Annotated in this window: 25 protein-coding genes; 21 read left to right on the top strand and 4 right to left on the bottom strand. The window is 28.6% G+C overall.

Features of this window, described 5'->3' with window-relative positions; genetic code table 11:
- The first annotated feature begins 2 nt into the window (after positions 1-2).
- Positions 3-1,298, top strand: a complete 1,296-nt coding sequence (locus QMG30_RS18760; protein ID WP_281818073.1) for a S41 family peptidase — start codon at positions 3-5, stop codon at positions 1,296-1,298.
- A gap of 286 nt (positions 1,299-1,584) precedes the next feature.
- The gene (locus QMG30_RS18755; RefSeq protein ID WP_281818071.1) at positions 1,585-3,138 is read left to right on the top strand and encodes an extracellular solute-binding protein; all 1,554 of its coding nucleotides are present in this window, start codon (positions 1,585-1,587) and stop codon (positions 3,136-3,138) included.
- Between the two features lie 168 nt (positions 3,139-3,306).
- Here QMG30_RS18755 and QMG30_RS18750 read toward each other — a convergent pair whose 3' ends face one another.
- A complete protein-coding gene (locus tag QMG30_RS18750) occupies positions 3,307-4,248 on the bottom strand; it encodes a hypothetical protein (protein WP_281818068.1) in 942 nt (313 codons plus the stop codon).
- Positions 4,249-5,106: 858 nt separating this feature from the next.
- On the opposite strand from QMG30_RS18750, the gene QMG30_RS18745 reads away from it, so the two are divergent.
- From QMG30_RS18745 to QMG30_RS18720, 6 genes are all read left to right on the top strand, one after another.
- Positions 5,107-6,063 (top strand): AAA family ATPase, encoded by a 957-nt coding sequence (locus tag QMG30_RS18745; RefSeq protein ID WP_281818065.1) that lies wholly within the window; start codon positions 5,107-5,109, stop codon positions 6,061-6,063.
- The gene (locus QMG30_RS18740; RefSeq protein ID WP_281818062.1) at positions 6,050-7,246 is read left to right on the top strand and encodes a DUF58 domain-containing protein; all 1,197 of its coding nucleotides are present in this window, start codon (positions 6,050-6,052) and stop codon (positions 7,244-7,246) included. The genes QMG30_RS18745 and QMG30_RS18740 overlap by 14 nt, the downstream gene beginning before the upstream one ends.
- A gap of 14 nt (positions 7,247-7,260) precedes the next feature.
- Complete coding sequence (locus QMG30_RS18735; protein ID WP_281818060.1) at positions 7,261-9,603, top strand: transglutaminase-like domain-containing protein; 2,343 nt, start codon at positions 7,261-7,263, stop codon at positions 9,601-9,603.
- 141 nt (positions 9,604-9,744) lie between these two features.
- A complete protein-coding gene (locus tag QMG30_RS18730; RefSeq protein ID WP_281818058.1) occupies positions 9,745-10,278 on the top strand; it encodes an RNA polymerase sigma factor in 534 nt (177 codons plus the stop codon).
- On the top strand, positions 10,271-10,579 hold the full coding sequence (locus tag QMG30_RS18725; RefSeq protein WP_281818055.1) for a hypothetical protein: 309 nt from the start codon (positions 10,271-10,273) through the stop codon (positions 10,577-10,579). Before QMG30_RS18730 ends, QMG30_RS18725 begins: the two co-directional genes overlap by 8 nt.
- 27 nt (positions 10,580-10,606) lie before the next feature.
- Entirely contained in the window at positions 10,607-12,931 is a 2,325-nt protein-coding gene (locus QMG30_RS18720; RefSeq protein ID WP_281818053.1) for a tetratricopeptide repeat protein, read from the top strand.
- 13 nt (positions 12,932-12,944) lie between these two features.
- Here the strand turns inward: QMG30_RS18720 and QMG30_RS18715 are convergent, their stop codons facing one another.
- Entirely contained in the window at positions 12,945-13,616 is a 672-nt protein-coding gene (locus QMG30_RS18715) for a Crp/Fnr family transcriptional regulator (protein ID WP_281818052.1), read from the bottom strand.
- 12 nt (positions 13,617-13,628) lie between these two features.
- Positions 13,629-14,375: a DUF2087 domain-containing protein gene (locus QMG30_RS18710; protein ID WP_281818050.1), complete on the bottom strand. Its 747-nt coding sequence runs from the start codon at positions 14,373-14,375 to the stop codon at positions 13,629-13,631.
- Positions 14,376-14,598: 223 nt separating this feature from the next.
- Between QMG30_RS18710 and sigI the strand changes: the two genes are divergently transcribed.
- The 10 genes from sigI (at position 14,599) to QMG30_RS18660 (ending at position 23,702) form a co-directional block, all read left to right on the top strand.
- Positions 14,599-15,285: an RNA polymerase sigma-I factor gene (gene sigI / locus QMG30_RS18705; protein WP_281818047.1), complete on the top strand. Its 687-nt coding sequence runs from the start codon at positions 14,599-14,601 to the stop codon at positions 15,283-15,285.
- Between the two features lie 11 nt (positions 15,286-15,296).
- The gene (locus QMG30_RS18700; RefSeq protein WP_281818045.1) at positions 15,297-16,307 is read left to right on the top strand and encodes an anti-sigma factor domain-containing protein; all 1,011 of its coding nucleotides are present in this window, start codon (positions 15,297-15,299) and stop codon (positions 16,305-16,307) included.
- Between the two features lie 194 nt (positions 16,308-16,501).
- The gene (locus QMG30_RS18695) at positions 16,502-18,190 is read left to right on the top strand and encodes an S-layer homology domain-containing protein (protein WP_281818042.1); all 1,689 of its coding nucleotides are present in this window, start codon (positions 16,502-16,504) and stop codon (positions 18,188-18,190) included.
- A gap of 278 nt (positions 18,191-18,468) precedes the next feature.
- Positions 18,469-19,263, top strand: coding sequence for an ABC transporter permease (locus tag QMG30_RS18690; protein ID WP_281818041.1), 795 nt, complete (start codon positions 18,469-18,471; stop codon positions 19,261-19,263).
- 84 nt (positions 19,264-19,347) lie between these two features.
- A complete protein-coding gene (locus QMG30_RS18685; protein WP_281818040.1) occupies positions 19,348-20,232 on the top strand; it encodes an ABC transporter ATP-binding protein in 885 nt (294 codons plus the stop codon).
- 4 nt (positions 20,233-20,236) lie between these two features.
- Positions 20,237-21,034, top strand: coding sequence for an ABC transporter permease subunit (locus tag QMG30_RS18680; protein WP_281818038.1), 798 nt, complete (start codon positions 20,237-20,239; stop codon positions 21,032-21,034).
- Positions 21,035-21,067: 33 nt separating this feature from the next.
- Positions 21,068-21,862: an ABC transporter permease subunit gene (locus QMG30_RS18675; RefSeq protein WP_281818036.1), complete on the top strand. Its 795-nt coding sequence runs from the start codon at positions 21,068-21,070 to the stop codon at positions 21,860-21,862.
- Between the two features lie 18 nt (positions 21,863-21,880).
- Entirely contained in the window at positions 21,881-22,261 is a 381-nt protein-coding gene (locus QMG30_RS18670; RefSeq protein WP_281818035.1) for a CoA-binding protein, read from the top strand.
- Between the two features lie 179 nt (positions 22,262-22,440).
- Complete coding sequence (locus QMG30_RS18665; RefSeq protein WP_281818033.1) at positions 22,441-22,920, top strand: LURP-one-related/scramblase family protein; 480 nt, start codon at positions 22,441-22,443, stop codon at positions 22,918-22,920.
- Positions 22,921-23,063: 143 nt separating this feature from the next.
- Complete coding sequence (locus QMG30_RS18660; protein ID WP_281818031.1) at positions 23,064-23,702, top strand: chloramphenicol acetyltransferase; 639 nt, start codon at positions 23,064-23,066, stop codon at positions 23,700-23,702.
- Between the two features lie 147 nt (positions 23,703-23,849).
- Here the strand turns inward: QMG30_RS18660 and QMG30_RS18655 are convergent, their stop codons facing one another.
- Positions 23,850-23,990, bottom strand: coding sequence for a hypothetical protein (locus QMG30_RS18655; protein ID WP_281818029.1), 141 nt, complete (start codon positions 23,988-23,990; stop codon positions 23,850-23,852).
- 273 nt (positions 23,991-24,263) lie between these two features.
- Between QMG30_RS18655 and QMG30_RS18650 the strand changes: the two genes are divergently transcribed.
- The 3 genes from QMG30_RS18650 (at position 24,264) to QMG30_RS18640 (ending at position 26,842) form a co-directional block, all read left to right on the top strand.
- Positions 24,264-24,998, top strand: coding sequence for a flavodoxin family protein (locus QMG30_RS18650; RefSeq protein WP_281818028.1), 735 nt, complete (start codon positions 24,264-24,266; stop codon positions 24,996-24,998).
- A 117-nt stretch (positions 24,999-25,115) separates the two neighbouring features.
- Positions 25,116-25,745 carry a TetR/AcrR family transcriptional regulator gene (locus QMG30_RS18645; RefSeq protein ID WP_281818025.1) on the top strand — a complete coding sequence of 210 codons (630 nt, stop codon included), beginning with the start codon at positions 25,116-25,118 and terminating at the stop codon, positions 25,743-25,745.
- A 233-nt stretch (positions 25,746-25,978) separates the two neighbouring features.
- The gene (locus QMG30_RS18640; protein ID WP_281818023.1) at positions 25,979-26,842 is read left to right on the top strand and encodes an efflux RND transporter periplasmic adaptor subunit; all 864 of its coding nucleotides are present in this window, start codon (positions 25,979-25,981) and stop codon (positions 26,840-26,842) included.

Raw genomic sequence — 26,842 nt, 5'->3', positions numbered from 1 at the left:
CAATGAAAATAGGGGAGATAAAGTACATTATTCTATTGGTTGTTGTAGTGATTTTTTTGTTAATTGGATGCGAAAACACTATCAATCAGGATATAGAATCTAGCTTGGATACAATATCACAAGATGAAATAAGCGATGATGTTGATTTGTGGATAGAAGATATTAGATATCTTCAAGAAAATCTAGAATCAAAACATAAGAATATGTATCATACTATATCAAAAGAAGAATTCAGCAAGGAAGTAGAATCATTAATTAATGATCTACCTAAGTTAACTGATACTGGGACAATAATGAGAATAAAGAGTTTGGTTGCTAAAATTGGTGATGGACATACTGCTGTATGTGAAAATATAAATTTTAGATTTTTTCCACTTAAGTTTATAGTTTTTGATGATGGTATTTATGTAATTAATACCATTGAAGAATATAAAGATATATTGGGAACTAAATTAATTAAAATAGGTAATGAACCGATTGATGATATTATCAATAAGATGGGGGAAATGGTGTCAAGTGATAATAAGATCCAATTATTGAATAATACTCTAAATCACATAATTATCGCTGACTATTTAAAAGAATATGGTTATATAGGTGATATAAATAAAGGAAAGTTTGTATTCCAAGACATAGATGATAAAGAAATTTCAATAGAGATGAATAGCATTTATAATGCTAATGCTGAAAAATGGCTAGCAGTAGTCAATAAGTATTCAAAAGTTGCAAATCTCAGTTATGTTAAGAATACTAAGGAACCGTATTGGTATGAATATCTAGGGGATGAAAAATTAATATATTTTCAATATAATAGTTGTATGAATAATAATCAAAAACCTATTAAGACGTTGGTTCAAGAGTTATCTGAATTTATTGAAGAGAATGATGTAGAGAAGTTTGTTTTTGATATGAGGAATAATGGTGGAGGAGATTCTAGAATTATTAAACCACTAATTAATTATTTAGCTAAAAATAATGAACTTAATAAAAAGGATAATTTATTTGTAGTAATCGGAGCTAGTACTTTTTCTTCTGCAATACTCAATACTGAAGAAATGCAATCGGAAACTAATGCAACAATAATAGGTACTCCCACAGGTGGTAGACCTAATCATTATGGTGAAGTCAAAACGTTTACATTACCCAATAATGGAATAACCATAAAATACTCCACAAAATATTTTAACGCTAGCAAAAATGATGACGACTCCATTTATCCAGATATCACTGTAGAAAATACATTTAGAGATTTTATTGATGGTATTGATACAGTCATGGAAGAGATATTATCCAAATAATTTCAGTATAGTAATAATAGATAAAGTCTGTATTTCATAATATAGACTTTTTTGTCTTATGGGAACCCCTCTGCTTTTTAAGCATATGAAATTAATATTAATCCAGTATCTAGTAGCATAAGAGCTAGCATACTGTAGGGCATTATAATATATGGAAAAATAAGTATAAAAAACATAAAATAGGGAATAATTATCCTTAATATTATTACCAAGTATGCATTAATAGTAAATGATTTTCTATTATGAATATTGATTGGTAAACAAACAATAGTCGAGGAGGATATTTATGACCAATAGAAAAAAGATAATGAATCTTTTCATATGCTTCATATTAATGATTATATTATCTGGCTGTAGTAGTAATAGTGAACCAACTGCAAAAGGTGAGGAAAATGAAATTCAAGAATCTAGCATTGAAATTGATGATGGTGAAAAAAATGACAATCAAGATGCTAATAATGAAATAGAACCAGATGAAAATGATATAGAAGATGAAATAGTTACAGTAACTTTAGTTGAAAAAGATTTTATTCCATCCAACCCAGATGATTTGGCTTATATAGATAAAATTAATGAGGCTCTAATAGAAAATGGAATAAAAGCAAAATTAGAATTAGTTGACCTTCCTAAAGGTGATTATCTGGAACAATTGAATTTAATGATTGATGGGGGTACTATACCTGATATCATATGGCTCAGAGATGGAGCTGATATACAATTGGCTGAACAAGGATTGTTACTTGATCTAACTGAATATATCAGAGATTCAAATGTATTTCAAGACGCTTTGGAACCTTATAACAAATGTCGTATCTCTTCATATCCTTATTTATTAAGAATAAGGTATAACACGCCTAAGTTGGCAGTAGTACGTAAAGATTGGCTAGATGAATTGAATTTACCTATACCAGAAACGGTTGAAGATTATTACAATGTATTGAAAGCTTTTGCTGAAAGTGATTTTGACCACAATGGTAAACAAGATACTTATGGTATAACAGTTACTGGAGATACATCAAGACTTGATGACATATTCAATGCTGCTTTCTCTATGTCTACTACTTGGATAAAAGATGAAAATGGAGAATATATCTATTCAAAAGTGAGTTCCTATGAGAAAGAGAAATTGGCCTTTTATCATAAGTTGTTGAAAGAAAATATACTTGACCCTGAATATGTTTCAACTAAATGGGATACCATGGAAGATAAATTATATACAGGTAAAGTTGGTATGGTTATAGGCTCAGCTGGAAAAGTTATTGAGATATATAATACCAAACTTAGGAATGCTGGAGTCGAAACAGACCTTATTCCACTTAATCCTCCAAAAGGAGAAGAAGGTATGGGCTTCGCGCCGATAGATGTTTCAAGGGAAGAGATGGGCTTTGCGATTTCCGCTGATTCTCCAAATAAAGATATAGCATTTCAGGTGCTAGAATTTATGGCTTCTGATGAAGGACAATTTTTGGATAGGCTAGGATTTGAAGGTAGAGATTATGAAGTAGATATCAATGGTGATATATCTAGAACTGAAAAAGCCGAAGATTGGTATGCGAGATTTTTTGATGTTCCTTCATGGGAATCTCCAGTTCCATTATTAAGTGAATTAGGGCAGGAATCCTTGGATATAACCTCCAGTTATTATGTGGAAGATATTATTTTTTATATTCCAAATGAATTAGAAACAAATTGGGCGAACATGAATAATCTCTATAGAGAATATTCCTATAAAATTATTAACGGTGAATATGATATAGATAAATTTGATGAATTTGTTGAGAAATGGTATGAAGTTGGTGGAGATGAAATAACAACACTAGCAAGGGAAGAGTTGGATTAGATAAATGATATAAGGGACTGGTTTATAATATTTATTGGAATATCATGGCTAAGATTAGTATGATGAACCAATATATTGATTATTAATCAAGTCCCTTAATATTAACAAATAGTATTTCATAATAAAAAACAGATTGCTATAAAAAATAAATCAGTAATAGTTAACTTATTAATTAACTGGTATTACATTACCGTTTTTGTCATAATAAGTTGTTACCATGACATCTGTAGGAAGTAATACTGTACCTTCTATAGTTTCTCTCTTCCATTCGTTTACAGTTTTTCTGTACTTTCCATTTTTTATTGTACCTGTTTTTATCAGTATATCTACCATGTCTTCTTCAATACAATATACTGATCCATCTGCTAGCTCATATCTAACGCCAACGAAACCATTGTGTCGATGTTTTGGCATTACACCTCCATGTTCTTGATAGTACTGGCAGATACTACATTCATTTATATATTGACTGCTTACAATTTTTACATATTTTTCAACTGGAACTAATTTTTTTACATCGATAAGTGAACGATAAGTTTGATATTGGAAGCCAATTCCCATCTCAGCTTTAGTGCATTCAGCAGGAGCAGTGGCTAAAGGGAAACCATAGGTATAGCCTTCGCTATAAGATTTTGTTACAGTGTGGCCTACTGTTTCGGTAACTGTTTGTGAATGATTAGATGTTACACTGCTAGAAAATATATCCGCTTTACAACCTAAGGATATAGAAACACCCCATGTATCAGAAGTTGATGTACTAACTGAATCAGATATAGAAACTGATTTATCTAATCTTCCAGTAAATCCATCTGTTCTATATATTGTGCCGAATGATTTATAATGTTTAACTGGATCACTATCAGAAGGACCTTTTACTAATTTGGTTTCTCTAACTCTTACATAATAAATTCCATTTCCATCATTGTATTCTTGATAGCCTATATCAGAATTTTCTGGGTAGGGGCCGATTAGGTATAGAGGTGGGGACTGATATGAATGTGATAGTTCTACGATACTCGAGTCGGTTACATCTAAAGTAGTTGCATTCACTGATGAGACAGGAAGTAAAACTAATAATAATATCATAAAAATATTAATAAATTTCTTCATAAAAACACTCCTTATTTTATTTGATTGAATTTGATAGTTCATTACTAAAGATGATTATTATAATATCTTCTCATAACGTTTTGAAAGTATGTAAAACCAGTAGGGGTTTAGTATTACGATATGTCTATAATTATTCATAAACTTTGTGTCTGCTCATTTCAATGGCGGATGAATATGAATAGTATATTGTGAAGTAAATGAGTGTTTGTCTACTAATTGATTTGGTTTTAATTATAACAATCTGTAAAGATATTATACACCTTAATAATTGAAAAAAATATCAAAATATGTCTAATTGCTAATATTGTTTGAAATTAATAAATATTTTTGATATTGTATCAATTAATATGGAAGTACTTATATTTTTTTAGTGAATCATATTATATATAGGTGGAAAAATGTAGGAAAAATAGCCATAAAACATTGAAAATCAAAGAAAAGTGTATTTTTATTCAAGTATTTAGTACTTATTCCAAGCAAAGAAGTTTATTACGAATTTTATATAGTATAATATAAACAAAAAGAATTGTAAATTAATTGGATGTTTGTGTAGCATTATTCTGGAATCCGTGTATAATAATAAGAGTAAGAAAACCCCATAAAAACCTATAAACCCCCAAAAATTTATTTTTTTAAATACCTTCTCCTTAAAGGAGGCAGCGATCGGTAGCTGTCTCCTTTTTATTTTTCTCATAGAATAAGTCATAGTATTTTTTTATGCTTTTAATAATACCATATTATATGATATAATTTTTCTATAAGATTAAAAAACATGTCATAATACATAAACATAATTATTTTCTATCTTGAAATAGTTTTATCTTTTATAGCTTATCTATTAGGTTAAGGGAGGATTTTATGGAAAAATCAAGGCAAGTATTACATGATATTGTTACTAATATTGAGAAAGTAATTGTAGGAAAAACAGATATAATTAAATTAATGGTCATATCATTAGCATGTGATTCACATGTGTTGATTGAAGATGTACCTGGAGTGGGTAAAACGACTTTAGTATCTGCTTTAGCTAAATCAATAAACGGTTCTTTCAACAGAATTCAATTCACACCAGATGTTATGCCGTCAGATATTACAGGTTTCTCTATGTATAATCAGAAAGATAACGAATTTGAATTTCATAAAGGTATAGTTATGGGAAATATATTACTAGCTGATGAAATTAACAGAACACCACCTAAGACACAATCAAGCTTGTTGGAAGCTATGGAAGAAAAACAGGTTACTGTTGATGGGAAGACGCATGATCTACCAAGACCTTTTATGGTACTTGCAACTCAAAATCCAATAGAATATCTAGGTACTTATCCGTTGCCAGAAGCTCAGATAGATAGATTTATAATGAAAATATCTATTGGCTATCCGAAAGAAAGTGAAGAACAGAAAATATTAGAATTATATGAGCACGAAAATCCTTTTGAACAATTAAAACCAATTGCTTCTTGTGATGATATCATCTATTTGCAGAATAAGGTTAAAGATATATATTGCTGTGATAGAATCATGAATTATATTATTAAACTTGTAAATATGACAAGACAGTCGCAGGATTTATTATTAGGGGCAAGTCCAAGAGGTTCTTTATATTTACTCATTTCCGCTAAAGCTTTGGCCTTGTATGAAGGAAGAGAATTTGTTATTCCTGATGATGTAAAAGAAGTTTTCCTTCCTGTTATATCTCATAGACTGATCCTTAGAAATGAAGCTAAGTTCAATAAAATAACTTCGGACAAAATTTTATTGGATATCATGAAACAAGTAGATGTACCTACTGGTGATTATCATGAAAAAAAATAAATTCTATTTTCTTTTGATATTAATTATCGGTATATTGACTTATTATATAGAAGGATACATGCTTACGACTATTTTTTATGTTTTATTATTGATACCAGTTTTGTCCTATGCATCAATATTATTAACTTATCATGGATTTCAAGTGAGTCATGAAGTAAGTAAAAATAATATTGTGAAAGGTGATGAAGTTGATTATACTATAACTTTATATAATACTAACTCCTTAGTTTATTGTCCTATTAAATTAAAACTTGAATCAGACAAAATACTCTTTAAACATCAATTTGAATCTCCGACAATCATTTTATATCCAAAAACTGAAAAAAAAATAGTAATACCTTTACAGTGTAATTATAGAGGTTATTATAGATTAGGTGTCGAATCAGTAATAATTAATGACTATTTTGGGCTCTTTTCTAAGCATTTTAAGAGTCTTGACACCATTAAAATGATAGTCTATCCGAAAATCAAAGACTTAATGTATTTACCTATCAGCAATATTAATATGGATAAAGTTGATAATCTTAATGAAAAATCTATGCAAGAGCAAAACAATATTTCATATATAAGAGAATATGAAAAGGGAGATACATTAAATAAAATTCATTGGAAGTTATCATCCAAATATAATGAACTTATGGTTAATCAGTATACAGGTGAAATAAGTAGTAATGTAAATATAATACTAGATACTAATAGACATCATTACAATAATGAATTAAATATTGTTATGGAAGACAAGATGATTGAGATAACTGTTATGATAATAAATTATCTTCTTATACGTAATAAATCTATATCTTTTATATTTAACGATGTTAAAAATGTATGCATTGAAGGTAATGATTATAATGATTTTCAAAGGCTTTACGAAGAATGTGCTATTCTTGAATTTGTTCGTATCTTTGATTTCGGCAGATCTTTAGTAGATTATTGCTATAAGGAAAATACAGAAAATTTTATTAATAGTAATCAATATATAGTTATATCGAATATAAATGATGAATTCATTGATAGTCTACAGATGCTACATATACAAAAGACTAAAGTTACTATCATATATGTTTATGTTGATAATGAAAAGAACATTAAACAGTTAGAAAAACTTAAATACGGGGACTATAATTTAATATGCATTCCTTATGATATGGATTTGGATACTTTAGTTGGTACTTCATTTTAAGTGAGGGAAAAATTATGAGAAAATATATAAAGAATATATTAGATATCAGTTTGTTTGAGCTTACTAAGATATTGATAGCTTATAGTATAATTATAACGATATCAGGTTTGTTGTGGTATGAAATCGGATATGTTGAGTTATTTGCTATAATAGTTTGTACATATGTAATCTTGAGCATAATAACATATAATGGCAAGTTCTTTTTGATAAGCATTTGTAGTATAACATTCATGTTGATTATTACATACAGTATATTAGCTGTAAGTAAAAATTTGATAAAAGTTATTTGTAAGATTAATGATTATATGGATATCTATAGTAACGCAATAATAAATGGTTCATTATTAGAAATAAAAGATCAAATTATACCTATAATATTTATTGCTTTTATTGTATCTTTAATAATAATATTCCTTTCAAAATGCAAACATTTCTTTGCTTGTTTATTAGTGTTTGGTTTGACAATATTTCTTACAGCTTCGTTTGTCAGAGGGTATTATAATGTTACTGGTTTCTATATATTTATAATTGCAATTATAACTAATTATTTTTATTACTTTTATAATAAAAATATTAAGGATAAAGATAAAAAAGGTTTTTATCTTCTGGCAGTTAATTCTATAATATTTTCTGTTATTATTATCTTTTTGGCAGGGAATCTGTATAGAGCAAAGCCACGACCATTGATATTTATATATGATGTGTCAAAAGCTTTAGAAGATTATTTTGAAAATATGCAGAAAAAAAGAACTGAAAAGAAATATGAAGGAAATTCTGGTAAGGATAATTATGATGATGAAATAGAAGACCATGAAGAGGTTATTTTTAATTATGATTCTACAGATGAATTGAAGTCAAAAGTCGAAACCACGCTTGAACCTTTATTGTATGTATATACTGATAAGACATTATATTTGCGGGGTAGTACGTGTAATATGTTTGATGGTAAACAGTGGGATTATTATGTTAATTACGAAAATGACATTAATGATGAAGATGAACATATATATGCACTTAGTTCATCAGCAAAAAATTATAATATCGAAGATGTTAAGAAAAGTTTGTTTAATGATAAAAGTGTGGGGATTACATATAAAAATATATCAACTCCAATTCTTTTTACGCCGAATAATTTTATTTCCATATATGACAGTAACGGTAATAATTCAAATGATTCTTTTGAATATAGTGATAGAGGTATAGTCTATGGAGCTGCTCTAACAGATGGTTTTACATATTCTATCAATTATTTAGAGCCTAAATATGATATGGAATTGTTACAAGAATTATTATATGAATGTAAAGAAGGACTATATTATGGATCTATGACATCCAGTTACAAAAAAAGATTAATTGATAAAGCTAGGAATATCAGACGTGACTATATGTTTATTCCTGATACTATAACTGATAGAACGGTTGAATTGGCTGAGAAGATTACAAAAAGTTCCAATAGTGAGTATGAAAAGGCTAAAGCCATTGAGAAATATCTGAAGGATAACATTGAATATTCATATACTACTAATTTACCTGACAATAATGAAGATATACTAGATTATTTTTTATTTGAAACAAAAGAAGGATTTTGTACATACAGTGCAACAGCAATGGTCATAATGGCACGTAGTGTTGGAATACCTGCCAGATATGTTAAAGGTTTTGTAGTTGGGGAGAGGGAAGAATTAGAACCAGATATGTTAAATCAGAATCACATTACTAATGAAAAAAAAGATAGTAAAACAGTTGTAACAGGTTGGGATGCTCATGCGTGGGTAGAGGTTTATTTAGAAGGATATGGATGGTTGCCATTTGAACCAACCAGTGGTTTTAGTTTAGTTGATACAACAGTAGAAGAAGACTATATTGAATTACCTGATGAAGATATCAAAATAGAGGAAGAAATTTATCTGGAGAATGTCAATACCGATAAAAAAAGAATCCCTGTAAGTGCTATAATTATTTTTCTCATAGTGATAAAAATCGTATTAAGTGTATCGGTAATTGGAGTAAGGCTTAGAAAACGTAAGCAATACTATAATTTGGGCACTACATCAAAAAAAATAATTACCTTATTTTCCAAGACTTTAATGTTGATGGAAGTTGCAGGTTACAAAAAATCATCTAATCAAACAATTAGAGAATATGCTAAAACGATAAATGGTGAGCTTGATAACAGTGAATATAATTTATTTCAAGTAGTCAAAATATATGAGAAAGCTTGTTATGCTAAAGGAAAGTTAGAGGATTCACAATTAAAAATATTTGAGGGATATTATCAATTCATAAAAACAATGGCAAAAGAAAGAACCAATATGATAACAGTTAATATTAGATTGTTTATATATAATATAAAATAGATAGAAAAACTTTAGGAAATTTCCTAAGGTTTTTTTGCAACCATTTTTGTTTTTAATGCATCTATATTATGTAAGACGATAGAGATTATATATATCATGATAACATAGTTACACCTAATATATAAAATCAGGGGAGAAACAATGATAAATATCAGCGAGGACATGAAAAGTGTTCAATATGACAATGAACAGTATTTGGAAGAATTAATGACTGAATATGGGACTCAATTGAAAAGATATGCACATTTGATGCTCAAGGATGAACATTTGGCTGAAGATGCGGTACAAAAGACCTTCATCAATTTCTATTACAGCATTAAAGGATTTCGTCATGAAAGCAGCACGAAAAATTATTTATATTCTATTCTGACCAATGAATGTAAGCAAATCAAGAGAAGAAGCTGGTTCAGGAAAGAAAGGAATACCAGCCAAGAAATTGAATTAGAGCATAGTTATAATATGGATGATAATCTTAACAGAATCCTAATTACACAAAGTTTAGCTAAAATAAAACCCAAGTATCGAGAAATAATCATTCTCTATTATTACCAAAAATTCTCCGTAGCCGATATAGCAGAGATATTGAATCTAACGAAAAGTGCAGTAAAAAGTAGATTGAAATATGCTAGGGAAAATTTGAAAAAATATTTGGAGGAGGTGTTTATAGATGAATGACGATAAGATTAGAAATCTATTTCAAAATGAATTAGATGAAGAATTAATAAATATTGAATTTGACAAGATTTCTCAACAGAAAGTAATTAAGAAACTGAGAAATGAAAAAAAGAGAAATATGTTAAATAGGTTCCTTAATTACAGAATCAGGATTAATGTAAATAAATTATTAGTAGGGGTAAGTGTCACAGTTTTTGCAGTTGTATTATTATCTTATCAGGCATTTAGATTAACACCTGACAATATAGAAAATAGTCAAATACATTATGTGCAGTTGATTAATAATGATAACTTTGAATAATTAATATAGATGATGGGAGTTTTAATTATGAAATATATTACATTTAAAGTGAAGCATGTCATTTTATTCATTATATTTATAACTATAGTATATCTTCTGGTTAATTTTAACTTATCTAAGATATATTATGTAATGGGAAATTTGAACATAGGCAATAACAGTAATGCTTATTACAGTAAACTAGTTGATGAATTTCCCCGGGACAAAGAAAGCGTTTTGGGACAAATCAAAAAAATGGAAAATATTTTGTTTGATACAGATGGAAAGCATATATTCAATAGAATGGTAGTTTCGTTTCAAAATGGAGGTTCAGTTGTTAATGGTAGTACTAAAGTCTTAAGTGAGGATAGTATAGATAATATAAACAATACCTATAAAACGCTATCAGAGTATCATAGGGATAAAGAGTATTTTGAGAATTACACTTTATATATCTCTCTTGTCAATTGGTATGCAGGTTATAATGATAGTGCAATAGATATTCTTAATAATTCAACAATGAATAGTCGTGAATCATCTGTATTAAAAAATATTTATCTATCAATAATGAATGTGGAATTAGGTAACTTTCATATGGCTTCTAACATTATAGATAGTTCATATGATGAAGAGTATGAATTTTATTGGAATATCGTAGATTATTATTTTAGCTTACTAAGCGGTAGTAGGGAGTCAATAAAAATAAAAGATGAAGATGTTATTAAGTCTAGAGACAATAAATATAAAGTAATAGAAAACATATATGAGGATATAGCTTATATAGATAATATAAGCAAATCGGTTACTGACAATTGTTTGGAAGGAAAAGTATTATATGATGGTGAACCTGTCAAAAATATAATGGTGTTTCTATTATCAATGGATGGAATGAGCGGTCAATTAAGATCTGTTTATGGAAATAGTTTAGTTGGAGTGACTGATGAAAATGGATATTATAAAATAGAGAATATTCCTAATGGTGATTATCAAATAGGAATTGCGGCTTCGTGGAATCGATTAAAAGGGAAGAATATAGATTTTACTAGGTATAAAAGTTTCAAAGACATAAGAATGAATGGTAATGATACATATGAAAGAGATATAAATATGTATTCACCAATTAAAGTTGATGTTGAAGAATTAGGTAATAATAAGTATAAATTCCATGTCAGCCATAATTATTTGGATTTCGATTATTATAATATTGGGTTAGCTCATATAGATAAAGGGTTATATGATATTTATAATAGCAATTATTACTCAGTAAAGAAATATAAAGGTGATAATATATATTTTGATGCTAATGAAGAGAGGGAAAATTATTTTAGATTAGGAATTAGTAGTTCCAATGGTATAGTTCATGTTGATAAGTTATTAGACCCTCTATATCAATCAGGAAAGTATTATTTAGTAATCTATGGGGAGATTGAGGATGGAGTCCATTTCATTGATAATTACGGTTTGTTTTCCAATAAACCAGCACAATATATAAATATTGAGGGAAATAAATTAACTAAGGGAGACGAATTGTTAAAAGAACAGAAATTCAATGAAGCAGTAACAGAATATGAAAAGGAACTGGTGGATAATCAACAAGACTTGCATATAAGAAAAACATTAGCCAAGATGTACATGGAAGAATGGGATAGCAATGACGAAGATTCTAATATTGATCATGAAAAAGCTCTAGAACATCTGCTGGTTATTAATGAAACTATCCAACAGCCTGAGATAAAAGAAGCTATAGGATATTGCTATTATAATCTTAATGAATATTCAGAAGCCGTCAAATATTTTATAGAGAGTAATTCTCTGTACAAGATAGGTGATTGTTATTATTTTATGAATGATTATGATAAAGCCGTAGATAGCTACAAAAAACTTGTTGGAAGCAATGTAAATGATTCCATAGTTGAAAGATTGATATGTATATACCTACTGCAAAACGATAAGAAAGGATTAGTAGAAGTTTCTGGTAAGTTTACTAACGATTATCATTATGCTGATTACACAGAACTGATTAATGAATTTAATAAAATAGACGAGAGTGATTATGTAGAATTCTATGATTTAATCAATGCAGGTCATGTTGATGAGGCTAAGGGTATGCTTGAGAAGAAAGATGATGATTTAGCAAGATTATATAGATTGATATTCATTTTGTTAGATGACGGTAGTTATACAGATAAAATGGATGAATTCATGAATATCTATAAAGAGATGAATGATAGTGCAATTAAAGATTATGCTCATAATCTAGGATATGATATAGTTGACAACTATAGATTATATAACCACAGTAATAGTGATGGAAAGATGATTGATGAACCAATTAATGATGATTCCATTAATGATGAACCAATTCAAGATTAGTTAAAGAATGATATTAGAATAAGCAATCTTCAAGTAATTGAAGATTGTTTATTTTTATGGTGCTCTTATGATAATCAATTATATTATGGCTTTTCATTAGAGCCAATTCCCTGGATAGAGAAGGTCTTGTGACACCTAATAATTCTGCCATTTCTTTTCTAGAGATTTTCAATTCCAGATAGACAGAATTATGTTTCTTATATTCAGACAACAGAAAATCGGCTATTTTCTGACGCATATTTTCATAAGACAGATTTCTCAGTTTCTTATTAAGTGTCAATATCTTGGTGGACAATACATTAAGTAGATTGCTCATTATGATGGGATAGTGTTCCATGATATAGATTATGTCTTTCTTGGTTATATATAACACTTTTGATGAGTCGCAAGATACTATGGTGGAAGGGTAGTCCTTCATATTGGAGAATAATATGACTTCACCGAAAATATCATTAGGCTGCAATTTGGCTACAGTTATGGATTTTCCAAGAGGATATATTTTCTTGACTTCAATGTTGCCCTCTAGAACAATACCTATTTTATCACAGACTTCTCCTTCGGTACTTATAATCTGATCTCTCGTATAAGTAGTGATTCCATAATCAGTCAATGATAAAATGGATTCTATATTTTTATTGTCCAATGATGCAAATAATGAGCAGTTCTGTAGTATTTCTATTGCCATATTATCCCTCTCCTACTTCACCCAATAATAGGTGCAATCTTTTGTTCTGTCAAGGAAACCATATTCTATTAGATATCTCCTGATTATAGCATAATCATCATAGATCCTTTTTATTATCCTATTGATCTCTTTTTCTGAATATCTGTTATTAGGTTTGAAATTATCAGCTATATGCCTTAGTACAATTATTTTCCTCTTCTCTTTGGAAGGAAGGTCTTTTAATCCACCTTCTTCAGTAAAATAGCGTTTTATGATTTTCTCGCTTTCTTCTTTCGTAATCTGATACCTGTCATCAATCATTGTGGCAGTTTTGTGTGGTTCTACCAATTTGTTTGAATCACTATGTCTGGCTGTCAGATCCATCAGTATTGTAAATATTTTAGCCTGTTTTTCCTTTTCACGTAATTTGAATCTATAATTTCTTATTGTAGATTGAGATATGCTTAACTTTTTTGCTGTCTCTTTATCATTCATATCATTATAGAAACATTCTAATATTTCTTTTTGGTTATCGGTTAATCCAGTGTACTTTTTGTTTAGGCTAATCAGAAAATTGAATATTCCACCATGGTCCTTGTCTATATGGTATTCCATTCTCTTTCTGCAAGTCAACAATTGGTTGTTATATTCATGGATTACACCATTTTCCATTGTTTTGCCACATATTAAACATACATAAGTATCTTTGTTGTAATCATATATATAACCCTTTTTCAGTTCATCTATACTTGCGTTCCAAAATAAATTATTATCTGTCATTTTCAACACCTCATTCAATATTTAATTCAATGATAACATGATATGATAATAAATGCAAATTATTTTTAATAACATCTACAAATAAACAAACATAACAGTAAATAGTTTATAATAATTTATTGGCAAAATGTATGGATGACATACAATCAATAAGTAATAGGATAAAATTACCATTTGTTTGAGTATATATAATCCTTTACTATTATGAAGGAGGTGAAAAAATTTGGAAAAGGACAAGTCGCTAAATGAAACTGTTCTAACTGCAAAAGAAAACATATATATCAGGAATGCTCTAATTGAGCAATATATGCCTTTTATTGCATCAACAATTCAAGCTAAAATAGGCAGATATGTGGAATATGGTATTGATGAAGAATTATCAATAGGCTTATTGGCCTTTAATGAAGCCATAGATAAATATGATATAGAAAAAGGTAGTTTCCTAAGTTTGGCAAAAATAGTTATCGGTAGAAGACTTATTGATTATCAAAGGAAAAATAATAAAGTCAAAGAAATGGTTTTATATAATGATGATACCAATAATGAGATGGAAATAGTGAATAAGAAAAGTATAGATTTATTTAATGTGAATAGCGAAAACGAATTAAGAAGACTAGAGATAAATGAATTCAAAGAGGAATTATTCACTTGGGGACTGGACTTTGCCAAACTAGTCAAGCATTCTCCAAAACATAAGAGGACGAGAAGATTATATAAGAAAATCGTTTCAGAAATTGTAAGGGATACTCAATTAATGAATTATATACATAATAATAAACGGTTGCCAATAAAAACCATAGAAGATAAAATGAAAGTACATCGAAAAAAGATAGAACGAGGTCGAATATATATTATAGCTCTTATTATTATAGAAATAGGAGATTATAAGTATTTAAAAGAGTATTTATAGGAGGTGAATATATGCGTGCAATAATTATGGAGATTAAGGATAACAAATTATTTGTTCTTACGGAAGAAGGCAGTTTCAAAGAAGTAAACAAACCCAAATATGATGTCCAGGTAGGGATGAAGATAAATGTGGAATTGACTAGATTCAATTTTAGAAGAATAGCTGCAATCCTTATAATCGTATTTCTTGTTAGTGGATTTGGCGTTAGTGCTTATGCATATTATACACCATACGGATATATAAATATCAACAGTAGGGAAGGTATAGAAGTAATATACAATAGATTCAACAGAGTACTGGATATTAACGGTATTGATGAAAAGGGAATGGATACTGTTAGTGGTTTATCCGATTATAAGTATAAAAAAGTAGATACCATATTAGATGAAATAATTAATGAAAATCTTATAGATAAAAAAGGGGAAACCAACATTCTACTGGCATTTGATAATCTGGATCAGAAAACATTAGAGATGGTTAAGGAATCTTTTGCTGATACCAATGTGAACATATATACAATAGAGATACCAAAAGATGAATATGACCAAGAAGAAACTAATGTTTCATCTGGCAAATCCACTTTGATTGAAATAATAATCAATGAGAAAAACAATAATTATACCCAAGAAGAACTTGAACAAAAAACAATAGCTCAACTTATTGATATATTAAAAGATGAAAGGGACATTGATAAAATAAATCAAAGCAATAACAAGACAGGAAATGCAAGCAATGTTAATAAAACCAATGGAAACAGCAATAAAAATGCAAACAATAATAATAACAATGCAAATAGTAACAATAAAAATAATAATGCAAATAATAATAATAAAAACACAAACAGTAGCAATAGAAATATAAACAATAATACAAGGAAAGATAATATAAATGATGATGGACCTAACAATAATAAACATAACGATAATAATAAAAAAACTAAAAATAATAATTCAAAAACAAATAACGGAAAACATAAAGGACAACTGAAAAATAGTAATAGAGATAAAAATAATAACAGATAAATAATTTACGTATAATGATAACTTTCTCATCTGATAGGAAAGTTATACTTTTTAAGTATATGAAATAGGAGCGTTTTCATATGAATTTTTTTGTATAAATTTTAATAAAAATAAATAATACCCCAAAAATGGTAAAAATGTGTACGAATAGATATATTGCCCAGATAAATATTAAGAAATAGGAGGTTATCGGAGTGAGAAAGAAAAAATTAATAAAAATAGTTTCATTAATCATCACAATTTCTCTATTATTATCTAGTGGTGTTCTAGCCAAGAATGATAAGAATAGAGGAAATAGCAGCAAGGACAACAAGGTTCATTGGAATAATTCTAATCATAAGAACTCTAAAGTATTTGATGATGTTGATGAAAAACACTGGGCTGATAAAGACATCAAACGTATGAGTTCAAAAAGGTACATATTAGGAGATGGAAAAGGTAAATTTTTACCTAATAAACCTGCAAAAAATATTGAAGTAATAGTTATGACCCTAAGAATTATGGGGGTAGAAGATGAATTGCAAGAATTAGAGGAAATTCCTGATTTTATTGAGGGACTTAATATTCCTGAATGGTCAGTTCCCTATGTAGCTTATGCTAATGAAATGGGAATAATAACTAAAGATGAATTAAAAGATTTCAATGCTAATGCAGCAGCCAAGAGATATATGGTTGCTAAGTATATTATTAGGGCATTGGGATTAGATGAAAAAGCTTTTGATAGTAATGATGAATATATAGATTTTGATGATGCAAGTTTTATACCAGAGGGCAATAGGGGTTATGTTTATCTAATTGACAAATTAGGATTGATGTCAGGTTACAAGAAGAAATTTAATCCTAACAGTAATTTAACTAGAGCTGAAATGGCAGTTTTGTTTTCAAGACTAGATAATAAGATAGACAGTGATGAAGAAGAGGTAGAAATGGGAGAGTTTGTTCAAGTAGCTGATGACATTATAACCATAAGAGATGACTATGGTTATGAAAGATATCTACTTGGTGATGATGTTATAATTTATAATATAGAGGGTAAAGAAATAAAACTATCCGAACTAGAATCTGGAGATAAGCTACAACTTGAATTTTTTGACCATAAGGTAGTATTCATAGAAATATTTGAAGAAAAAGTGGAAAAAATTCTAGAAACTTTCCAAGGTGAAGTATCAAAAGTTGTAGATGACAAAAAAGACACTTCAATAAGTATTATGGTTGATGATAAAGAAATGACTTTTGAAATAGATAAAGATACACGTATCAAAAAAGATAGTGACAAAAAGTCATTGAAACTAAAAGATATCCATAAGGGAGATGTTGTAAAATTAACAAAAATCACAGAAGACGATGATTCCTATGTAACAGAAATCATTCTTGTTGAACCAGAAACAAAAACTGATATCTATGAAGGAGTCATAACAGCACTTACAAAAAAAGGACATAAGGAACAATTTACTATCCGTAAAGATAATAATATTGAAAAGACATTTCCTATAGATAAAGAAACTATGATTAAAAAAGAGGGAGAAGACAAGAAATTAAAGAGTAAAGACCTTAAAATTGGTGGTGTAGTCCAAGTTGTTCAGATTACAAAAGGTAATAGTGTATATGTTGAAGAAATAGAAATACAGAAACAAAGTGATGAACCAATTGTAAAAGTATATGAAGGTGAAGTGATTTCCCTCGCTGAAACAGTGAACGAGAAATTGATAACTGTTGATGTTGATAATACTCATATGACTTTTACAATCGATAAGAATACATTAATAAGAGAAGACGATGAAACAGAGGATATTGATGATATAGAAATTGATGATGAAGTAAGAATTACTGAAATAATCACAGACAAACAAGTAAAAGTAGTAATTGTAGATATTCTAGATTAAATTGATATCTAATATTTAGAGCTTAAGATAATATCTTGGCTCTTTTTTTATTTAAATAGGAAAGTTCTACTTTCTATTTTCACTGAAATCTTTTATGAGGCATAGCCTCTATGAATTTGATAGAATGGGGTTAAAAGGAGCAATATAATATAGGTATCTATTATGAAGTTTATGGTTCTTGGTTAAGCTTATGGAAATAAATGTTGATTTATGGAATTAAATATGATAAAATTAAATTGACCAGACTAGTCAATTGACACTGAATAGGAGGAATCTCTATGAATATTGTTAAGCGTGAATTACGTGCAAATATGAAAGCTATTATCATATGGAGTATAAGTATTATACTATTCACTACATTAGCTTTTAATGAGTATAAGGGATTTGCAGCTATAGGAAATGAAGCAAATGCATTCTTGGAAGGTCTGCCTGATATTTTGAAAAGCATGTTTGGCTTAGCTTCCATTAATCTTAGTAGGGTGGAAGATTATTATAGTATATTATTTACCTATTTTGTGTTGATAGCGGGGATACATGCTGTTATGTTAGGGGCTACGATTATTTCAAAAGAAGCAAGAGATAAAACAGGTGATTTTCTAATGGTGAAACCAGTAACAAGAAAGCATATAATAACCAGTAAAGTGATTGCAGGTTTTATCAGTGTCATTATAATAAACATTATCACAGGTTTATCATCTATTGTTTTTGTACATCACTTTAGTGAAGACCAGTCTGTAATTACAGGAATGATATACTTGTCAATGACTCTATTGCTTATACAATGCATATTCTTAAGTATAGGGTTGGCGTCATCTACTTTGACAAGATCAGCTAAAAAAGCAACCAACATATCTACAGCAATTATATTGACAATGTACTTTTTGGATATAATTATTAAATTATCAGATAAACTTGGTTTCTTGAAATATGCCACTCCTTTTGCATATTTTAATCCTAATAAAGTAATAATGGGTAAAGGAATAGATTATATATATATATCTTTTTCAATTATAATCATATTAATATGTTTATTAATTACGTATACTAATTATCAAAAGAAGGATATCCTATAAATAATGATGAAAAGATGATCTTGCGACATTATGAACAGGTTAAGAGATCTTGATAATATATCTATAAATACAGGAGGTAGTTATATGAACGTTATTGAAACACAAAAACTTACTAAATACTATGGTAAATCAAGAGGGATAATAGATGTTTCACTTAAAGTCGAACAAGGTGAGATATTTGGATTCATTGGCCCTAATGGGGCGGGTAAATCTACTACTATTAGGACATTATTATCATTGATCTATCCAACAAGTGGAAGTGCTAAGATATTCGGAAAAGACTGTATCAAAGATGGTGCAGAAATTAGGAAGAATGTAGGTTACTTACCTTCAGAAGTTTTTTATTATGATAACATGAAAGTAATTGATTTACTCAATTATTCGGCAAGTTTTTATAGAAAAGATTGTTCTGAACGAATTAAAGAATTAGCAGAGATAATGGATTTGGATCTTAAGAAAAAAATCAATGATCTATCTTTCGGAAACAAGAAAAAAGTTGGTATCGTTCAGGGACTACTTCATGAACCTAAATTAATCATTCTTGATGAACCAACAGGTGGTCTTGATCCTTTAATGCAGCAGAAGTTTTTTGATCTCATAAGAGAAGAAAACAAAAGAGGAGCAACAATATTCTTCTCATCTCATATATTGGATGAGGTTCAAAGATTATGTGACAGAGTCGCTATTATAAAAGATGGAAAGATCATTAGAATAGAAAGTATAGAATCATTACGTCAGAATAAGTATAAAAGGTTTAGTGTTGAATCACATAATAATCTACCAAAATCAGCATTCAATATTGATGGTATAACAGAGCTTCAACTATCTGAAAATAAAGCAACATTTATATATAAAGGAGATATCAATATAATCATTAACAAGTTAGGTAATATAGAAATGACTAACCTCCTTGTTGAAGAACCTACTCTAGAAGAGATATTTATGTATTATTATCAGAAGGAGGATTGAGGTTATGAACATATATAGATTTGAATTCAAAAAATATATAAAAAGTAATTTTATATGGACTATTTCAATAATAATTGTGTTGTTTTTCTTTATGGCATTATTCCCTACTTATTCGCAAGAAGCAGAGCAGATGGAGAAGTTGATCAGTCAATTTCCTGAGACTTTTGCAAAAGCTTTTGGTTTAAGTGACATGAACATGTCTACTATAATGGGTTATTATGGTTTCGCTTTCTCATATATTCTTCTTATAGGAGCAATATTTGCTATGAGATTAGGATTGGATATTATATCAAAAGAATCAAGAGACAAGACTTCTGATTTTTTACTTGTGAAACCTTTAAAAAGAGTTGATATATTATCTCCAAAAATATTGGCTGCCTTAACTCACATATTGATTATGAATATATTATTTTTTGCGTTTGCTTTAATCGCTGTAGAGGCATTCAAAAAAGCAGAATACAATTTTACTGATTTTACTTTATTGACCCTTAGTTTTCTATTCGTCCAATTATTCTTATTTGCTTTAGGTATTTTGATAGGGACTATAGTCAATAAATTGAAAAGCGTATTGCCAGTAACATTAGGTGTTGTATTTGGATTTTACGTATTATATCTTTTCAATCAAACCATTGATGATGAGATATATAGTTATTTATCACCTTTTGGCTTTTTTGAAAGAGGTTATATAACAGAACACTCTGCTTACTCTATACCACATTTAATAACTTCAATAGTGATAACTATCATATTTATTATAGCATCATATGTCATATATAAGAAAAAGGATATTCCTTCCGTATAATTAATGAAGGAAACATGGATAGGAGGAAATTCTATGAATATTGTTAGACGTGAACTACGTGCATACAGTAAAGCTCTTATTATATGGAGTATATGCATAATACTATTTACCGTATTGGCTTTAGTTAAGTATGAAGGTTTTGCAGCAATGGGAAATGAGGCAAATGAAATATTGGAAAGTCTACCAGACTTCATGAAGAACATATTTGGTATGGCTTCTATTAACCTTGCTATGATGAAAGACTATTATGCCATTTTATTCGTCTATTATGTATTGATTGCGGGTATACATGCTGTAATGTTAGGCGCTACTATTATCTCAAAAGAAGCTAGAGACAAGACTGGTGACTTTTTAATGGTTAAACCAGTGACTAGAGCTTATATAATTACTAATAAAGTGCTTGCAGGTTTTATTAGCATTCTAATCATTAATATAGTAATATGTTTATCTTCTATCATTTTAGTAGATATCTATAATGATGGGGAATCCATAACAACAGGAATTATATATTTATGTCTGGTTCTGTTTATTATCCAATGTATATTCTTAAGTATAGGTTTAGCAATCTCTGCATTGACCAAGTCATCCAAAAAGGCAACAAATATATCAACGGCAATTATTTTGGTGATGTACTTTTTAGATATTGTCATTAAAATTTCGGATGACCTTAATTTTGTTAAATATGCTACTCCTTTTGCATATTTTGACCCTAATAAAGTAATAATGGGTAATGGGATAAATTCTTTGTATATAGTTTTATCAATAATAATTATAGTAATAAGTGTAATAATTACGTATACTAATTATCAACGTAAAGATATTTTATAAATGATTAGGAGTGATTTCATGGATGGAGTAGATATGTTAAAAGAAAAAAAGTGGGCTGTTGTAGGTGCAACAGATGATACAAGCAAATTTGGTTACAAAATATATATGAGATTAAAAAACAACGGATACACAGTATACCCCATAAGCATCAAATGTGACGAGATTGATGGGGATAAAGCATATAAAGAATTGGCTGATCTACCAGAAAAAGTTGATGTTGTTGATTTCGTAGTAAATCCTAGAATAGGAATATCTATCATGAAACAGTGTAAGGAGTTAGGAATTAAGAATGTATGGTTACAACCTGGTACAGTAAGCGATGAGATTATAGATTATGCTAAGGAAAACAATATTGAAACTTTTAGGGGATGTGTACTTGTTGCATTAGGAAACAAGTAATATGTATTAATACGTAATCAAAGTTGAAAAAGATATGTAATAATGATAAAATAGAATAGATTGAAAATTGTCTAATAATATAAAGTTGTAGACATTTTATCATTAAAAAACGCTTAAACACTTTTAATTAAATTTGAGCGTTTTTTTGTAAAAATAATTTAATAAGGGTGATTGATTATATGAGATTTCAAGTAAGGGAAAAAATATTTAGTTTTGGTGATGATTTTACTATTAAAGATGAAATGGGGAATGATTTTTTTATCATCAGGGGAAAAGTATTTAGCTTAGGAGACAAATTACAGCTGTTCAATATGTCGGGAGAAGAACTTTTTTACATAGAACAGAAGCTGTTGAGAATGCTACCGGAGTATACCATATTCAAGAATGGTAATCCAGTTGCATTAGTTAAAAAAAAGGTAGCTTTTTTTGGTTCCAAGTTCATTATAGAAAGTGAATACGGATATTATGAGATAGAAGGTAAGCCTTTCAATTATAATTTTTCCATTATGAAAAATAATAATGTTGTAGCAACGGTATCCAAAGAATTCTTCAGTTTTTCTGATACTTATGGTGTTGATATTAGTGATAATGAAGATTATGGTTTTATAATTGCATTGGTAATTGTTATTGATCAGATTATTCATGACGATAGAAAATAAACTTATCCAGTTGTTAAAAAAGCCTACGCCTTGTTTAGGATAAAGGATTTGTCCTCTTGTAGGAGAAGCCTACTTCCTATTTTAAAAAACTTTTATAAGGCGTAGCTTCTTTAATTAGAAATAAAATACAAGGAGAAGATTTAATGAAAATAATTGATATTGATACGTGGAAAAGAAAAAAACATTATAATTTTTTCAAGAAAATGGATTGTCCCCATTATAATGTTTGTGCTAATCTTGACATAACTAAATTTTATGAATACATAAAAGAAAATAATAAACCTTTTACACTATCTACAATATTTGCCGTTACTAAGGCTGCTAATAATATTAAAGAATTTCGCCATAGAATAAGAGATGAAGTAGTAGTTGAACATGATATAGTTAAACCTGCTATTACAGTAATGGGAGATGATGAATTATTTGGTTTTTGTAAAGTGGATTATTATAATGATTTTGAATCCTTCAGGAAGAACGCAGAAATAAAGATTAAAAAAGCACAAGAGAACATATCTGTTGAAGAAGATTCTAATGAGGATGATGTTTTATATCTTACAAGTCTTCCTTGGGTTTCTTTTACAGGAATTACTCATCCTAGTAATATCAAAAATGTTGATAGTATACCACGACTAGGATGGGGTAAATATTTTGTTGAAAATGATATCATGAAACTACCATTTTCTATATTAGTACATCATGCACTGGTAGATGGGATTCATGTAGGGAAATATTTTGAAATGATTCAGGAATTGATGGATCATCCTGATGAACTTTTTGGTTAATCGCTATGATCTATTGAGTTTCACATGATTGTGTAATTTTGTTAATTGAATAGTATTTCCATAAAAAAAGGGGTGGTTATACATCATATATAAATTTTTTGAAACAGTATATAATGTATTAATCCCCCTTTAATTTATTAACTATATCTATTGTGCTTTTCCATTTTTCTCAAATGCTATTAGATAATATTTTTCATCTAATTCTTTCTCTAAATGAGTAAGCTTGTCAAGTTCATTATTGGATAAATTAGCTAAAGGTACCTCATTTAAATTGTTAAAATCATTCATTAAATCACCCTTTTTAATAATTAATATACAATTTTATTATTTGCATTTGGTAACGTATTTATTCATTACAGCAATCCAGCCATTTATTTATTTCATATAAATATCTCAAAAGTATATATGATTCTATACTTTTGAATGATAAATTAATATTGATTAAAAATTATAAAAATATGTAATTGTCATAAATTTACTATAAAAGTATAAATTAATAGTTGAAAAGTGTTATCTATAATTCTATAATTGAATTAATGTTGAAAGAAAGCGATGATAAATATGAATAAAAAAGTATTAGCCATAAACAGTAGTAAAAGAAAGAAAAATACTTATAAATTACTCACTGATATAAAGAAACAATTAGAAGATATCAATATTGATGTAGATATCATTAATTTATATGACTACACTATTAAAGAATGTTTAGGATGTGAATCATGTATACTAAAAAATCAATGTTTTTTAGATGATGATATGGATATGTTAATGAGTAAAATGCAAGAATATGATGGAATAATATTAAGCACACCTATTTACCTTAACAACGTAAGCGGGAGACTCAAAACATTCTTCGATAGAACTTGTAGATGGGTTCATAGACCAGTTCTTGCAGGAATCCCAATTATGAATGTGGTTTCTACAGCAGCTTCTGGTATAAAAAATACTTTGAAATATATGGATAACGTAGCAATCCAATGGGGTGCTTTTCCGACTGATGGTATAAGCAGAAAAGTAACTACTATAAAAAAAGAAATCCAACCAAAAGAATATCAAAATTTCGTTAAGCATTTAATGATGCCAAAAGAACTTTATAAACCAACCTTAAACCAGCTTATACTATTTTCAGTATATAAAGTACTTGCTCTAAAAATAATGAAAATAGATACTGATTATTGGGATGAAAAAGGATGGTCTGATAAAAACTATTTTTTTGATGCTAAAATAAATATATTCAAAAAAATCATAGCTAGTAGATTTTATAAAATGCTTTATAAAAAAGTTAATAAGGCCTAATAATAGTTAGAAATACAAAATAACTTGAAAGTCAATTAAAATTAAAAAAAAATACTGGCTTTGTTAAGCATTATAAGTTATAATAAATGTAATATAATAATGAAGGGGTGTTCACTAATGCCACAAGTCTTAAAGGATGACATTAAAAATAGAATCATTAATGTTGCTATTGATATGTTTAAAAATAATGGCTATGCCAAGACTTCTATGAAAAATATAGCAAAGGAAGCAAAGGTGGCTGTAGGTAATTTATATAGATATTTCAATAGTAAAGAAGACTTATATAACGAAATCATCAAGGAATTTGTTGATACAGTTAATAATATCATAAAGGAAAATACTCATGATATGGTTAATCTGGAAGATATGGAAGAGGACGTATATAATATCGTCAACAAGCTTGAAGATTACCCTAACTATCTAGGTGTATACCCCATGGTAAGTAAAATATGTTATGAATTAAGTGAGTATATAAGTGATAACAAAGATAGTGCTATCATATTCTTTCAGAGCAGTAAGGAAGTTCCAAGTTCCAGACTTAATCTAACAGAGATAATCCAAAAAGTATTGTATGGAAAGATGAAAAGAGATATGAATAAAACCGCTCTAGAAGATGAAGATAAATTATATGCATGTAGTTTAGCTAAAGGTTTCTATGAGACATTGAGTTATATAGTGATTAATATGGAAGAATCTTTTAATATGGCAGATTTAATGAATAAAGTCGTGAAACTATATTTCTTATAAGAGTCTTCAAGTTATAATAATATTATTCATAATTTATCATTCATCATAAATTGTAAAACTATATAATAAAATTATTTTTTTTATCATAAAATGAACCGTGATTCTCTTTTGCAAATAATCAGAATAGCTTTTATTTATATTTAATCTTGTAGGGCTTGTTCATCAAAAGAGAGTGATATTGTTAATATTCTTAGGTAATATTACTAATAATAAAAAGAATGGAGGGAAGGAAAATGAGATATAAGATAATATTAAGTTGTCTAGTGATTATAATTAGCCTTAGTGGTTGCAGTCTGATACCAGATAAAATTGCTAAAAGCGAAGAAATAGTCAGGACAGTAGAGGTACAAGAAATAAAGAAAGAGATAAATGATATCATACTGGATTACTTAGGGACAGTTATAGTAAATGACGAACGATTTTTGTTCAGTGATGTGTCAGGAACGATTACTAGAATAAACGTAGCAAAAGGTGAAAGAGTGAATGAAGATAAAGAATTAATTAATATAAAAGAAAATGAAGATAATACACAGATTATAAAATCCGATGTAGACGGATATGTAAAAGAGTTATTTGTAACTTCAAGGGGTGAAGTAGAAGAAGGTAATCCATTAATCAGTATAAGCGCATATAATCACAGAGCATCTTTTGGAATTACATCAAAAGATATTAAAAACGTTAAGATTGGAACAAAAGCAAATATACTTATTGATGGAATTGAAACTTCCGGAAGAGTATGTCAAATAAGTCCTTATCCAGATGAATCAAGTAAAACCTTCCCTGCTCAGATAGAGTTGGTGGGTACATACGAAAAAGAAGATTATATTGTAGGAGCAGTAACAGAGATTGATTTAATAATTGGTCAAGAAGAAGGTTTTTATTTAGATATCAACAATGTGCTAAATGAAGGTGACCCATTTGTTTATTTAGTTGGAGATGATAATAGAGCTGTCAAACAAAATATAACCATAAAAGGGTATAGTAAAAATAAAGTGTTGGTTGAGGGGCTTAAAAACAAAGATAAAGTCATCATATCAGGAACTTCTAATCTGAAAGAAGGTCAAAAAGTTAAGATTGCTGAAGAAGAGGTGGAATAG

The organism is Vallitalea longa, from assembly GCF_027923465.1.
GTDB classification, from domain to species: Bacteria; Bacillota; Clostridia; order Lachnospirales; family Vallitaleaceae; genus Vallitalea; species Vallitalea longa.
This window is presented reverse-complemented; position numbering and strand designations above follow the sequence as displayed.